Source organism: Mesobacillus thioparans (assembly GCF_965138835.1).
In the GTDB taxonomy this organism is placed as follows: domain Bacteria; phylum Bacillota; class Bacilli; order Bacillales; family Cytobacillaceae; genus Mesobacillus; species Mesobacillus thioparans.
On sequence record NZ_CBCSFH010000013.1, the window covers coordinates 113,916 to 127,251 of the forward strand.

Genomic DNA, 13,336 nt, shown 5'->3' on the forward strand with positions numbered 1-13,336 from the left:
ACTTTTATTCTGAAAAAAATATCTGAAAAGTGTATTGACAGTGTAGTCGATTTCATGATAAATTTATCTCGAATTAAAAATAATAAGTTTTGAGATATTTTTTTGAAGTTATATCTCGAATTCGAGATAAAAACACTAATCAGGGGGAATTTATAATGGCTAAATTTGCAGTAGATCAGGCGCACTCAGCAATTGGGTTTGAAGTGAAACACATGATGGTATCAAAGGTAAAGGGACAATTCGGTTCTTATACAGCTGACGTTGAAGCAGCAGACCTGACAGATTTAACAACCGCTTCAATCGCATTCAAAATTGATGTTGCAAGCATCGACACACGCAGCGAGGACCGCGAAAACCACTTGAAATCAGCAGACTTCTTTGATGTCGAAAACTACCCAACAATCGACTTCAAATCAACAAACATCACTCGCGATGGCGACGATTACAAAGTAACTGGCGACCTGACAATCAAAGACGTAACAAAGCCAGTCACATTCGATGTGGAATACGGCGGCAAAGGCACAAACCCATGGGGCGTGGAAGTGTACGGTTTTGAAGCAGAAACAAAAGTAAACCGCGAAGACTTCGGCCTAACATGGAATGCAGCACTAGAAACAGGTGGCGTCCTGGTTGGTAAAGACATCAAGATCAAAGTAGAACTTGAAGTAAACCCAGCATAATAAGTTTGTTATTGAAAAACCGTTCAGGGATTTTATGGTCTCTGGATGGTTTTTTTGATTTGGTGAGATGTGGGGGGCGAGGATTTTGACAGGTTTGGTTGCTGGAGGTGGGAAGCTGTCAAGAAAGGGAGTTAATTTTGACAGGTTTGGGTGCTGATGATGAAAAGCTGTCCGAAGTAAGTCCAAGTTCAGACAGGTTTGGGGGTAAATGGAGAAAAGTTGTCCGAAGTAAGCGGGAGTTCAGACAGGTTTGGGGGTAAATGAAGAAAAGCTGTCTGAAGCAGGTCCAAGTTCGGACAGGTTTGCCGGGAAACGGAGAAAAGCTGTCTGAAGTAAGTCCAAGTTCAGACAGGTTTGGCGGGAAACGGAGAAAAGCTGTCNGAAGTAAGTCCAAGTTCAGACAGGTTTGGGGGTAAACGAACAAAAGCTGTCCGAAGTAAGTCTAAGTTCGGACAGGTTTGGCGGGAAACGGAGAAAAGCTGTCTGAAGTAAGTCCAAGTTCGGACAGGTTAAGCAAGAAGCGAAGAAAAGCTGTCTGATGTAGGTGAGGAATGATGTGGTCGAAACATTTCCCCCTGATCTAAGAAAAACTCATCTTGTTTAAATTCGGAAAGTTCTGTATTTTAAGGGTAATGAATGCTTTTAGGGGGGTGATGGGGATGACTCGTCTGTTGTGGGCTTTATCGATTGCGCAATTTTTGGCGATGCAGGTGTGGTTTAATTTTTCTGCGGTGATGCCGGTTGTGGAGGGGGAGTGGGGGTTGTCCTCGACGCAATCGGGGATTATTGTTGCGTTTTTTCATATTGGCTATGTGGCGGCGGTGTTTTTTTACAGCTTTTTGAGTGATCGTTATAATCCCAAATACTCGTTTATGTATGGGGCGCTCATCGCCGGGTTGTCGGGCATTCTTTTTAGTCTACTCGCGCAGGGGTTTTGGTCTGCGTTATTGCTCAGGTTCATCTCGGGTGTGGGGATTGCGGGAATTTATGTGCCGGGAATGAAGATTGTTGCACAGACTTCGGGTGACCGGGCGCGTGGTGCGGCGCTGGGACTTTTTGTTGGCTCGCTTGTGGTCGGCTCGGGATTTTCGCTGCTGGTTTCTGGATTGTTCATTAATCTGGTGGGCTGGAAAGGTGTTATTTTCATCACCTCGTGTTCTGCAATCCTCGCGGCTTTGTTGATCTATTTTTCAAAGATACCGGAAAATATCGATATCCATAGTCAGCGCTTAAACATGGCATTGTTAAAGCGTGTTCTCACGAGGAAAAACCTGCTGGTGAACATCAGCTACACGGGGCACTGCTGGGAGCTTTATGCGATGTGGGCATGGATTGGCCCTTTTATGGTGTATTATTTCCAGACTCATGATATCTCGAATGCGATTTCCGTGGGCAATTCTATCGGTGCGTTTGTGGTGATGATTGGGGGGATTGCCAGCTTCGTCGGCGGCAGGATGTCCGATTCGTTTGGCCGGCTAAAATCGATCAAGTTATTCATTTATATCAGCATTGCCTGTTCGCTGGCGATTGGCTGGCTGACACCGGCGAGCATGTGGATTTTGCTCCCAATTGTTTTCGTCTACGGATTTACCATCATCGCCGATTCCCCAATCTACAATACGATGATCACAGAAATATCCGATCCGGAAATCACTGGGATTGCCCTGGGTATCCAATCGGTAATGGGGTTCAGCGCAACAATTTTTTCTCCGATGATTTTTGGTATCCTGCTTGATCATTTTAATTGGGGGATTGCCTTTACGACGATAGGGGCTATGACGGTCATCACGCCAATTTGCATTTGGATGTTAAGGAAGAAATTGATGGGGGACCGCGAGGGGGATATTCGAAAGACCAATATACTTTAGCCCTGAAACTTGGTATAATTTTACCAAAATAATCTAAGGCAAGAGGTATATACATTGAATAAATCGAAATTACAGTTTTGGCTGATTCAAATTTTGCTTATCGCATCCATTATTTATGTTTCTACGAAGATTTCGTTCATGTTTGAACCGATCGGGATTTTCATCTCGACGGTGTTTTTCCCGATTTTGATCACGGGTTTTCTTTATTTCCTGCTGAATCCGGTTGTGGACTTTCTGCAACGCAAAAAGGTTCCGCGAGTACTTGCGATCTTAATCATTTATGTCGTGTTCGGGGCGCTGCTTGTCCTGGCAATCGGGAATCTGGTTCCGGCGGTATCCAAGCAGGCAACCGAGCTTGCTAATGATCTTCCGGTTTTTGCTGACAGGACGACTGAGTATTTTTATGATATTGTCCGTTCTTCTGAGTTCAAAAGCTTCAGGGATGAGCAGCGGGAAATGATCGAGACGGTGCAGCAGCGCCTGATGGAGTACGCCAATACGTTGCCGAATAAGCTGACGAGTGGTTTGAAGGGCTTCCTCGGTGTCGTCACCAACATCGCGATTATCCTGGTGACTGTGCCGTTTTTATTATTTTACATGTTCAAGGATGGTCACAGGTTCCCTCAAGCTGTATCCAAGTTCATTCCGAAAGATTACCGCGAAGAAGGGCTGAAAATCCTAAAGGAAACAGGCGAAACCTTGGCTGCCTACATCCAGGGACAGGTGACAGTAGCTTCAGCAGTCGGGATTCTGGCATTTATCGGCTATATGATCATCGACTTGCGCTATGCGCTGATCATGGCGCTGATCGTCGCTTTCACCAATATCATCCCGTATGTTGGGCCGATTATCGGCGGAGCGCCGGCCGTGCTGGTTGGTTTCTTCGATTCACCGACGAAGGCTTTGCTGGTAGTGGTGGTCATCCTGGTGGCTCAGCAGATTGAAGGAAACCTGCTTTCTCCGCTGATTCTCGGGAAAACGCTGGATACCCATCCGGCAACGATCATCATTATTTTATTGGCTGCGGGGAATTTGGCGGGAGTCCTGGGAATGGTGCTGGCAGTGCCGACCTATGCGGTCATAAAAACAATCGTTCTGAATCTCGTCAGATTTTTAAGGGCGAGAAAAAGAGCAAGTATTTCTGTAGACGTGAATTGATGCTGTTCATTGGGCGATAGGGCTAAGTTTTTGGCTGCTATTGCCTTTTTACAATTAGGGGGGCGTTTATGTCAGAGGAAAATAGAGAGCGCTTGAAATTGAAAGAGGAGCAGAAAAATCCGGGAGCAGTCATGAACAACGCTTGGGCCCGGGCGGTGACAGGCTCGCCGGGCAGTGGTTGTCTGGTCAATATGATATCGGTCTTGATGGTTCTGGGTGTGATTTTATTAATCCGAGCGTGCTCGCAGTAGAGGGGGAGTAATGTGAGAGTCCTTGTCAGTTTGATTCTGTTGCTTTTGGGAGGTCTGCTCATTGGCGTAACGGTGGAGGATTCATTGGTTGGAAACAGCATTGTAAAAGGAATCGGTGCTCTTTGCATGATTGGCTTTTTAAAAATGGTGCCGCGTAACAAAGATAGCTTATCTCGAAAGGTATAAAAGATGAGGGGAAGATGTAACACAAAAACGCCGGGATTTCTCCAGGCGTTTATTTTTTCATTCTTTTTCGAATTTCCCTGACTGCATTTCATAATTCCTTTTAAGCATCCCGTTGGATTTATGCATTCCCATTTTCTCGTAAAAAGGGACCAGGCTATCGTCACAACACAAATCAATCATATAAAGATTATCCAGTTCTTTTAACATGTTGTTAACTAGATTCTTGCCAATTCCTTTATGCTGGTACTCGGGAAGGACTTCTAGGAGCGGTATGTAAGCAGATAGCACACCATCGCTTATTGCGGTTATGAAGCCTGCGACACGATTAACGCTTGGGTCTACTGCAATCACCACTTTACTGCTGTTTTTCAGCAATTTCAGATGTGTTTGTGTGCTCGGCGGATTGGGCCAATCCACAAAAAAACCGCTCAACATCTCTGGTGTAATGCCGTCGAGATTATTTTTATAAATCATCATGATCAACTCCTCATTATTTTCTATGCTGAGGATAAAAATCAAAAGTACAATAGCAAAACAGCAACCTCCAAACCATCAGTGGGTTACTATTAACTATTCGTCTTGAATTCCGAAGCTCCTTCAAATTTAATTTATCCTTGCTAATTTTTTCAGCTTTATCATCCCTGCCTATTTGTAAATACTAAAGAAGGATTTCTTCTGAAAAAGGGATCCTTTGCTTGGAGTGTACTGATTTGAGGCTTTGGAGGTTTTCGTGATATGAGTGAAAGTAAGGAGGAGCTGAAGCAGCAGCTGAGTGTGCTGACGGCTCGCAGGGATCGGATGCAGAAGAATCTTTATGAAGTTGAGAAGGAAATCGCGGAAATCAACAATAAGCTGGCTAAGATGAAATAGTAATCAAATGGATGGGAAGCTGCCGTGAAAGGTGGCTTCCTTTTATTTATGTGGACTGAAGTGTGTACAATGTCTATTCATATTTTTAAACGGCGAATAAACTAATGAGAGCATTTTTTTACCAGGAAGGGGTGAGTAAATGGACAGGGAGATAACGAATCAAACGTATTCCAATCGTGTGTTGAGGGCGGAATTCGATGACAACTGGAAGACGACGATTACGAAGACTGGCTATGTTAAATATATCGCACTGAAAAATAAGGCTTCAGTTGAGCTGATCCTCTCGGATGGCTCAGAGAGGCTGGTGCTTTTCCCAAAAAAATGGGTACATCCTGGTGGGGAGCGGAGGAACGAGCCACTTCAGCAAGCCGCATGTAACCATTGAGCGATAGGCGTCAGGGCAGGGTTGGACATTCCAGACATCTTCAGGCAATTTAAGTGAATGAAAAAAGTCCAACCTATACGGAAGGACATTTTGCTCGTTAATTTTCACCTGAGAGTTCTCTTCGATTTGGCGCAAGTGGGGGTTGTTCGAGCCATTTGTGCTTTTTCATGATATCAAACCATTTTTTTGTCACCATTAAATTTTTTAGAATAATGCTTTCGTACGTCGTGACTAAATCCGACCGCATGGCAGATGCCAATCCTGTCCCGTAGTAGACTTGCGCGGCCTGGTACAGGAATCCAATGTGATACATCATGAGCTTGTCTGAAAATGGGGAGTCTGTAGAAGTTGTCACTTCTGTTTCCCATGAACGGGGAACGGGCAAATTATCATGATGCATAATGCTGGTGAACTTTTGGATGTGCTGGTCCGCCGTTTTCTCAGATTCCACTAAAAACTTCTTGACTTCCTTTGATTGAGCCACTTGGCTAAATGCAATCGAAAGTGTTTTGGCCATGATATTTTTCTTGATGTTAAAAGAAATGCTGATGACTTCGGTGGCGGATAAACATCTTCCTTTTCCAAAAATTCCATCGGTAAAATCTTCACTCTCGATAAAGCTTGGGTTTTTATCAGGATAAAATAGAGGATCCCTCTGGAAATTGCCTTTTTCAAGCAAGAGTTCAATGGTCTGGTGATACATTTTCTTGGCGTCGTCATCACACGAATCATAGAAATCCCGTAAATCCTTCCTGACTGATACGCCTAGTGCGGTGACGTGTCCAATCAATCCGTGCAGCGTCATGATATGTAAATAATTCAAGCAGAAAATGTCGGAGAACAGCCTGGCAGCGCCGATATTGATGTCATTTTCACCAAATCCAATGGGAACAGGAAACCCTTCATTCTTGATGAATTCTGTGAGTTGTTTCTTTTGACGTGCGAATGTACTGATCGCGTCCTCAAAGATGGCTTTTATTGCCTCGTCTTCAATAATGGTGACCATATATCTGTTTACTGTATCAATCATTGTCCCGTTTACATACTCGCCCCATAAGGAACCTATTTCAGACGAAGTTAGCCTTAACTTGTCATTATCCATAATCTCACCTCGCAAGATATTATCTCCTCCGGTGGGAAAAATATGTTTTTTTTCGTCCTTACTGTAAAATCACAAATTTTAGAATTTTATTTATTATTTGTCATAAATTTCTATATAATAAATTTAGTTATAATCACTATTTTTATAGGAAAAAGAGGGGGAGAACAAGCAGTGGCTAATGACCATGAGATTTTATTGGATAAAGGCGAGCAGACCAAGCCAAAGGTGAGAGTGGAAAGGAAAGAGGGAGAGCCGACTTCGGCGTTCAAGGGAGCTTCGTGGGCGGCGCTCGTCGTCGGTGTGTCCGCTTATTTGATCGGATTGTTCAATGCAGCGATGGAGCTGAATGAAAAAGGCTATTATTTTGCTGTTTTGATATTCGGGCTTTATGCATCGGTGTCATTGCAAAAAGCGGTCCGTGACAAGGAAGAGGGAATACCGGTTACTGGTATCTATTACGGCATCAGCTGGTTTGCCCTGATCGTCTCGATTTCATTGATGGCCATTGGCCTGTATAATGCAGGTAGCATCGTCCTGAGCGAAAAAGGATTCTATGGCATGTCATTCGTGCTTAGCCTTTTTGCGGCGATCACGGTTCAGAAGAATATCAGGGACACGCAGAGGGCAAGGGAGAGGGACTGATTTTAGGAGGAGGCCGCTTTGAAAAAGAGAATCGATGAATTCCAAATCCATGACAAACACTATAAGCAAATTTTGGACCGGGTAAAAAACGATCCGTACGCGCAGTCATTAGGCATTCAGTTAACAAAATTCGAAGCGGGCTTCGCGGAAGCAGTGCTCGATGTGCAAAGCCATATGGTCAACGCACACGGAACCGTCCATGGCGCGGTGATCTATGCACTCGCTGATCACGCTTTTTCCGTCGCCTGCAATGCCTACGGGAAAACTTCGGTCGGACTGTCCACTACCATCCAGTTCATCGAAGCAGTGAAACCGGGAGAAAGAATCGTGGCCAGGGCGACAGAAACAAGGCGGAACTTCCGGACAGGATTCTACAGAATCGAGATTTTTCACGGAGAAAACCCCGTCGCCACCATGGAAGCCGTTGCTTACCGGAAAGATCAGTATTTTGTGGAACTCGAGGATCAGGAGTAAAAGCTGTCATTTGGGCAGCTTTTTTCTGTTTTGGGAAATGAAGAGTTTTCGGATTTTGACAGGTTTGATTGGAGGGGAAAAGCTGTAAAAAAGTATCTCCATGGTTCATCCAAACCAGGCAATCAGCTGCAGCCATTGTATTTTCCTGCCCCTATTGTATAATTATTTCGAATGGCAAATTAGTTATTTATTTATCAAGGCTTTAAGGCCTTTTTTTTATTGGAACCAAGCAAAATGAGAAGGGGGTTCGATAATGAATCATTCTACAATTATTCAATTCCATCATGTAACGAAGCAATATGACAATGACCCGCCTGTTCTGGACAATGTGAGTTTTGAGATTGAGCGGGGGAAATTCTATACACTGCTGGGGCCGTCGGGCTGCGGGAAAACGACGATTCTTAGATTGATAGCTGGGTTTACGGAGGCGACGTCTGGGGACATCCTTTTCAATGGTAAGAGGATCAATGATCTGCCTGCGAATAAGCGCCAGGTGAATACGGTTTTCCAGGATTATGCGCTGTTTCCGCATTTGAATGTGTTTGAGAATGTGGCGTTCGGATTGCGGATCAAGAAGATGAAGAATGCTGACATTGAAGCGAAGGTGAAAGAGGCTTTGCAGTTTGTGAATCTATCAGGCTATGAGACTCGTGAAATCCGTGAGATGTCAGGCGGGCAGCGCCAGCGTGTCGCAATCGCGAGGGCGATTGTCAACGAGCCGGAGGTCATTCTGTTGGATGAGCCTTTATCTGCGCTTGACTTGAAGCTTCGCACCGAAATGCAGTATGAGCTTCGGGAGCTGCAGCAGCGTCTTGGGATCACATTCATTTTTGTTACGCATGACCAGGAGGAAGCGCTCGCGATGTCGGATGAGATTTTCGTCATCAACCAGGGGAAAATCATGCAGAGCGGCAGCCCTACGGATATTTACGATGAACCGATCAACCGTTTTGTCGCTGATTTCATCGGTGAATCGAACATCGTCAAAGGCACGATGATCGAGGACAACCTCGTTGAGTTCACGGGCATGCGTTTTGAGTGTGTCGACAAGGGCTTCAACCCGAATGAGCCGGTTGAAATCGTCATCCGTCCTGAGGATCTTGAGATCACGACGATGGACAACGGCAAGCTGCAGGTAAAAGTCGATTCGCAGCTGTTCCGCGGCGTTCACTATGAATTGAGCTGCTATGATACTGAAGGAAATGAGTGGCTTGTCCACTCCACAAAAAAAGCGGCGGTGGGTGACCAGATTGGGCTTTATTTTGACCCGGAAGCGATTCACGTCATGCGCCTTGGTGAGACGGAAGAAGAATTCGATGCGCGCCTGGAAGCATATGAGGCTGGAGAAGTGAAATGAACACGAGACTGACACGTTCATGGTACACCCTGCCTTATACGCTTTGGATGGTTTTCTTTGTCATCGCGCCGATTGTGCTTGTAGTCTACTATTCATTCTTGGACATTAACGGCGATTTTTCGCTAATAAACTACCAGAAGTTCTTCACTCCGGTCTATTTGACGATGACCCTGAGCTCGTTCTGGTACGCATTTTTGATTACCTTTTTCTCCTTTTTGGTTGCTTACCCGACCGCCTATCTTTTAACAAAAACGAAACATAAACAGCTATGGCTGCTGCTGATCATCGTTCCTTCATGGATCAATCTTTTGTTAAAAGCGTACGCATTCCTGGGGATTTTCGGGACGTACGGCGTCAGCAATCAATTGCTTGAAGCCATCGGGATTGGCACACAGCAAATCCTGTTCACCGATTTCAGTTTTATTTTCGTTTCGGTCTATATTTTTATTCCGTTCATGATTTTGCCGATTTTCAATTCGCTGAATGAATTGAATCCTACCTTGATCGATGCAGCCAATGACCTTGGTGCATCAAAGTGGACGACCTTCACGAGGGTTATTTTTCCGCTGACGATCGAAGGGGTGAAGTCAGGGATTCAGGTTACGTTCATTCCGGCGCTGTCGCTGTTCATGTTGACACGCCTTATTGCTGGTAACCGCGTCATTACGCTCGGCACGGCGATCGAGCAGCATTTCCTCGTGACCCAGGATTGGGGAATGGGGTCGACGATCGCAGTATTCCTGATTATCATCATGTTCGCCATCATGGCTGTTACTGGTACTAGAAAGAGAGGTGTGTAGGATGGAGAGAAAAGGTACTAAGCTGACAAATGCATTTTTGCTCATCATTTTCTTCATTCTTTATGCGCCGATCTTTTTCCTGATTTATTATTCGTTCAACAGTGGGGGAACGATGTACCATTTTGAAAGCTTCACGCTTGATTGGTACAAGGAATTGTTCAGTGATGTGCGCTTGCTGATCATCGTGCTGAACACGCTGGTCGTCGCCTTGCTGTCCGCGCTGTTTGCGACCATCATCGGTGTGATCGGGGCACTGGCGATCCATGAGGTAAAAAAACGTTCAGTACGGAATTCACTTTTATCATTGAACAATGTGCTGATTGTCAGTCCGGATGTCATCATCGGGGCATCGTTCCTGATTCTGTTCACGATTTCCGGCTACAAACTCGGATTCTATTCCGTGCTGCTGTCCCACATTGCTTTTAGCGTGCCGATTGTCGTCCTGATGGTGCTGCCGAAACTGTCAGAAATGAGTTCATCACTGATGGATGCGGCCAGGGATTTGGGTGCGAGCAGCTGGGACGTATTGACGAAGGTCGTCCTGCCGTTCATCTCGCCTGGCATCATGGCTGGCTTTTTCATGGCGCTGACCTATTCACTGGACGATTTCGCGGTGACGTTCTTTGTGACAGGAAACGGCTTCAGCACGCTGTCAGTCGAAATCTACTCGCTGGCACGCCGCGGCGTATCCTTGAATATTAACGCATTATCAGCGTTGTTATTCCTGTTCACGATCCTGCTGGTCGTGGTCTACTACTTCATCACGCAGCGCCAGAAGCTGAACGCAGTGGGGGTGAAGAAATGAAGCAATTAGTGCGCGTATTCATCGCGATCGCCATTGTATCCGTGCTGCTGCTTGCGGCGGTTTCGAAGCTGAATGACACCCAGGGATACTCTGGCGACAATACATTGACGATTTACAACTGGGGAGATTATATCGACCCCGATCTCATCAAGCGCTTTGAAAAAGAAACCGGCATCAGCGTCGTATATGAAACATTCGATTCGAACGAAGCGATGATGACAAAAGTGAAGCAGGGCGGAACATCGTATGATATCGCTGTCCCTTCTGAATATATGATTGAAAAAATGCGGGAAGAGGACTTGCTGATCCCAATTGATCATTCGAAGCTGCCGAATCTGAAAAATATCGACGAGCGCTTCATGGATTTGCCATTTGATCCTGAAAACAAATACTCGATTCCTTATTTCTGGGGAACGGTGGGAATTGTTTATAACCCGGAATTGCTGGATGGGAAGGAATTTAAAAGCTGGAATGACCTCTGGGACCCTGAGCTGAAAAATGAAATCCTGTTAGTCGACGGAGCCCGCGAAGTCATGGGGATGGGCTTGAACAGCCTCGGCTATTCCTTGAATGATAAAAACAAAACCCATCTGCGCGAGGCGAAAGAGAAACTTGATACCCTGACGCCAAACATCAAAGCGATTGTCGGCGATGAAATCAAGATTTTGCTGGCGAATGAAGAAGCACCGATCGGCCTCGTCTGGTCCGGAGACGCCGCAGACATCATGTCCGAAAATGAAAAGCTGGACTATGTTGTTCCAGAAGAAGGCTCCAATCTCTGGTTTGATAACATGGTCATCCCGAAAACAGCCAAGAACGTCGAGGGAGCGCACCAGTTCATCAACTTTATGCTCGATGCGGAAGTATCAGCCCTCAACACTGAATGGGTGAGCTACTCGACACCGAATAAAGCAGCTCTTGAGTTCATGCCAGAAGAGATGGTGACAGACGAAAGGTTTTACCCATCGGCAGAGCTGACAGAGAAACTCGAGGTCTATGAAAACCTCGGCCAGGAAAACCTTGCTTTTTATAATGAGTTGTTCTTAGAGTTCAAGATGCATAGGAAATAATGGAGGAGCCCTGACTTTTGGTCGGGGCTTTTTTGCATATGGTGATCGTTTAAGAGGATACTGTCAGTGAGGTGGTAATCATGATGTTGAAACTGTTTTTAGGAATGGGACTAATAGCAAGCGCTCCATTTCAATCTGCTTCTGAATATGTACCGCCATCACCCGAGATTGTTAATTTTTTTACGAATTTTCCTGAAAAAGATAACTGGGTAACGGTTCCAGAAGGCACTAAAGAAATAACCATCACTGTTGAAGCCCTAAATACTGAGACAGTCCTGTTCTGGTTAATCCCAACTGGAACTGAGACCTGGAATGAAAGAAAACTGATTGGCTATGACATCAAGGATGACGGAGACAACTTTTTTTCATTAACCTGGAAGGTGCCAGGTCCATTGTTGAACCATTTGGAAGTACAGGCTATAGGGGAAACCGGAATGACGGGGGCAAGTTTGAATATCACCTCGAATCCATAAGTGGCTGGCAAGTATTAGTATCACTCCTTACTCAAACAATCCAGGCAGTCCTTTTTCCTGTTAAGTACATTCCCGGCACAAGTGCATAGGATATCCTGAGAAATTGTGAAGGGATTGAGCAAAAATGTACTATGGATATTCAAATTCTTACCCTAATTATGTCAATGGGCAGATGTATTACAATAATGGACGACAATGTGTGAACTGGGGCCAGGCGAATGGTTATTCTTATCACTATCCTTACAGGAATATTGTTTTAAAGGATTATGGTCCAAACCCGTATGTTGTGAATATCAATGAAGCATCGATTCAAAACCAGAATTATCGGACAGCCTTATGGACAGGGAAACATTTGCAGGTCACCTTGATGAGCATCGAGGTTGGCGATGATATCGGTTTGGAAATCCATCCGCAGGTCGATCAATTTCTGCGGATTGAAAAAGGCCAGGGGGTTGTCCAGATGGGCAAGAGCAGAGATAACCTGACCTTTCAAACCAATGTCGCCGATGATTCCGCCATCATGATTCCCGCAGGAACATGGCATAACTTGACCAACACAGGCAATACCCCACTGAAGCTATACTCGATCTATGCTCCGCCGAACCATCCATTTGGTACGGTGCATGTGACTCATGCAGATGCAATGGAAAGACCAGTAGCGAGCAATGGAAATCCTGAGGTTTTTGGAAAGACCCCTGACGAATGGGTAAAACACACCGAGTTCTTGGTGCAGCAAGGACTGGAGGACGTGAAAAGAGGCATCAACGCCACCCACATCCTGCAGGAATTCATTTTGATGGGCGTACTTGTAGGAAAAGGATATACACCTGAAAAAGCATATGAGACAGTAGAAGAATGGGAACGCACAGGACAGTCCAAACTTCTTCAGGCGAGCAAGAATATGTAGTTCTTGATGTGAGTGGGGCACGAGGGCGATTTCGTGTCCTCTAATATTTTGAGGTGTCTTTGTTTTCCGATTACGGATTCAGACAGGTTTGGGGTGTTTGGGGGAAAAGCTGTCAGAATAAGCCCGTGATTCAGACAGGTTTGAGGTGTTTAGGGGAAAAGCTGTCAGAATAAGCCCGTGATTCAGACAGGTTTGNGGTGTTAAGAGGAAAAGCTGTCAGAATAAGCCCGTGATTCAGACAGGTTTGGNGTTCTGTGAGGNAAACCTGTCTGAATCACGGGCTTATTCTGACAGCTTTTCCTCTTAAC

The 13,336-nt window shown here is 45.3% G+C and carries 16 protein-coding genes and 1 pseudogene; 15 read left to right on the plus strand and 2 right to left on the minus strand.

Annotated elements, in window-relative coordinates:
* Nucleotides 1-155 precede the first annotated feature (155 nt).
* The 5 genes from ACNAZ4_RS18940 (at nt 156) to ACNAZ4_RS18960 (ending at nt 4,143) form a co-directional block, all read left to right on the plus strand.
* Complete coding sequence (locus tag ACNAZ4_RS18940) at nt 156-680, plus strand: YceI family protein (RefSeq protein ID WP_415817018.1); 525 nt, start codon at nt 156-158, stop codon at nt 678-680.
* A gap of 659 nt (nt 681-1,339) precedes the next feature.
* Nucleotides 1,340-2,548, plus strand: coding sequence for an MFS transporter (locus ACNAZ4_RS18945; RefSeq protein ID WP_415817020.1), 1,209 nt, complete (start codon nt 1,340-1,342; stop codon nt 2,546-2,548).
* Between the two features lie 54 nt (nt 2,549-2,602).
* On the plus strand, nt 2,603-3,706 hold the full coding sequence (locus ACNAZ4_RS18950) for an AI-2E family transporter (RefSeq protein ID WP_415817022.1): 1,104 nt from the start codon (nt 2,603-2,605) through the stop codon (nt 3,704-3,706).
* Between the two features lie 68 nt (nt 3,707-3,774).
* Nucleotides 3,775-3,957, plus strand: coding sequence for a hypothetical protein (locus ACNAZ4_RS18955; protein WP_415817024.1), 183 nt, complete (start codon nt 3,775-3,777; stop codon nt 3,955-3,957).
* Nucleotides 3,958-3,969: 12 nt separating this feature from the next.
* A complete protein-coding gene (locus ACNAZ4_RS18960; protein ID WP_415817026.1) occupies nt 3,970-4,143 on the plus strand; it encodes a hypothetical protein in 174 nt (57 codons plus the stop codon).
* 57 nt (nt 4,144-4,200) lie between these two features.
* Here ACNAZ4_RS18960 and ACNAZ4_RS18965 read toward each other — a convergent pair whose 3' ends face one another.
* The gene (locus tag ACNAZ4_RS18965) at nt 4,201-4,617 is read right to left on the minus strand and encodes a GNAT family N-acetyltransferase (protein WP_415817052.1); all 417 of its coding nucleotides are present in this window, start codon (nt 4,615-4,617) and stop codon (nt 4,201-4,203) included.
* 261 nt (nt 4,618-4,878) lie between these two features.
* Here ACNAZ4_RS18965 and ACNAZ4_RS18970 point away from each other — a divergent pair, with 261 nt between their 5' ends.
* Nucleotides 4,879-5,013, plus strand: coding sequence for a hypothetical protein (locus ACNAZ4_RS18970; RefSeq protein WP_415817028.1), 135 nt, complete (start codon nt 4,879-4,881; stop codon nt 5,011-5,013).
* 139 nt (nt 5,014-5,152) lie between these two features.
* Nucleotides 5,153-5,405, plus strand: a pseudogene (locus ACNAZ4_RS18975) (hypothetical protein).
* 90 nt (nt 5,406-5,495) lie between these two features.
* Here ACNAZ4_RS18975 and ACNAZ4_RS18980 read toward each other — a convergent pair.
* Nucleotides 5,496-6,500: a DUF3231 family protein gene (locus ACNAZ4_RS18980; RefSeq protein ID WP_415817054.1), complete on the minus strand. Its 1,005-nt coding sequence runs from the start codon at nt 6,498-6,500 to the stop codon at nt 5,496-5,498.
* Between the two features lie 171 nt (nt 6,501-6,671).
* Here ACNAZ4_RS18980 and yiaA point away from each other — a divergent pair, with 171 nt between their 5' ends.
* The 8 genes from yiaA (at nt 6,672) to ACNAZ4_RS19020 (ending at nt 13,028) form a co-directional block, all read left to right on the plus strand.
* Nucleotides 6,672-7,142 carry an inner membrane protein YiaA gene (yiaA, locus tag ACNAZ4_RS18985; protein WP_415817030.1) on the plus strand — a complete coding sequence of 157 codons (471 nt, stop codon included), beginning with the start codon at nt 6,672-6,674 and terminating at the stop codon, nt 7,140-7,142.
* An 18-nt stretch (nt 7,143-7,160) separates the two neighbouring features.
* Nucleotides 7,161-7,616 (plus strand): PaaI family thioesterase, encoded by a 456-nt coding sequence (locus tag ACNAZ4_RS18990; RefSeq protein ID WP_415817032.1) that lies wholly within the window; start codon nt 7,161-7,163, stop codon nt 7,614-7,616.
* 253 nt (nt 7,617-7,869) lie between these two features.
* A complete protein-coding gene (locus tag ACNAZ4_RS18995) occupies nt 7,870-8,973 on the plus strand; it encodes an ABC transporter ATP-binding protein (RefSeq protein WP_415817034.1) in 1,104 nt (367 codons plus the stop codon).
* The gene (locus ACNAZ4_RS19000; RefSeq protein ID WP_415817036.1) at nt 8,970-9,773 is read left to right on the plus strand and encodes an ABC transporter permease; all 804 of its coding nucleotides are present in this window, start codon (nt 8,970-8,972) and stop codon (nt 9,771-9,773) included. The genes ACNAZ4_RS18995 and ACNAZ4_RS19000 overlap by 4 nt, the downstream gene beginning before the upstream one ends.
* Before the next feature lies 1 nt (nt 9,774).
* Nucleotides 9,775-10,578, plus strand: coding sequence for an ABC transporter permease (locus ACNAZ4_RS19005; protein ID WP_415817038.1), 804 nt, complete (start codon nt 9,775-9,777; stop codon nt 10,576-10,578).
* Nucleotides 10,575-11,648 (plus strand): ABC transporter substrate-binding protein, encoded by a 1,074-nt coding sequence (locus ACNAZ4_RS19010; RefSeq protein WP_415817040.1) that lies wholly within the window; start codon nt 10,575-10,577, stop codon nt 11,646-11,648. The genes ACNAZ4_RS19005 and ACNAZ4_RS19010 overlap by 4 nt, the downstream gene beginning before the upstream one ends.
* Before the next feature lie 80 nt (nt 11,649-11,728).
* Nucleotides 11,729-12,121: a hypothetical protein gene (locus ACNAZ4_RS19015; protein WP_415817042.1), complete on the plus strand. Its 393-nt coding sequence runs from the start codon at nt 11,729-11,731 to the stop codon at nt 12,119-12,121.
* Nucleotides 12,122-12,245: 124 nt separating this feature from the next.
* On the plus strand, nt 12,246-13,028 hold the full coding sequence (locus ACNAZ4_RS19020) for a cupin domain-containing protein (protein WP_415817044.1): 783 nt from the start codon (nt 12,246-12,248) through the stop codon (nt 13,026-13,028).
* Nucleotides 13,029-13,336: the final 308 nt, after the last annotated feature.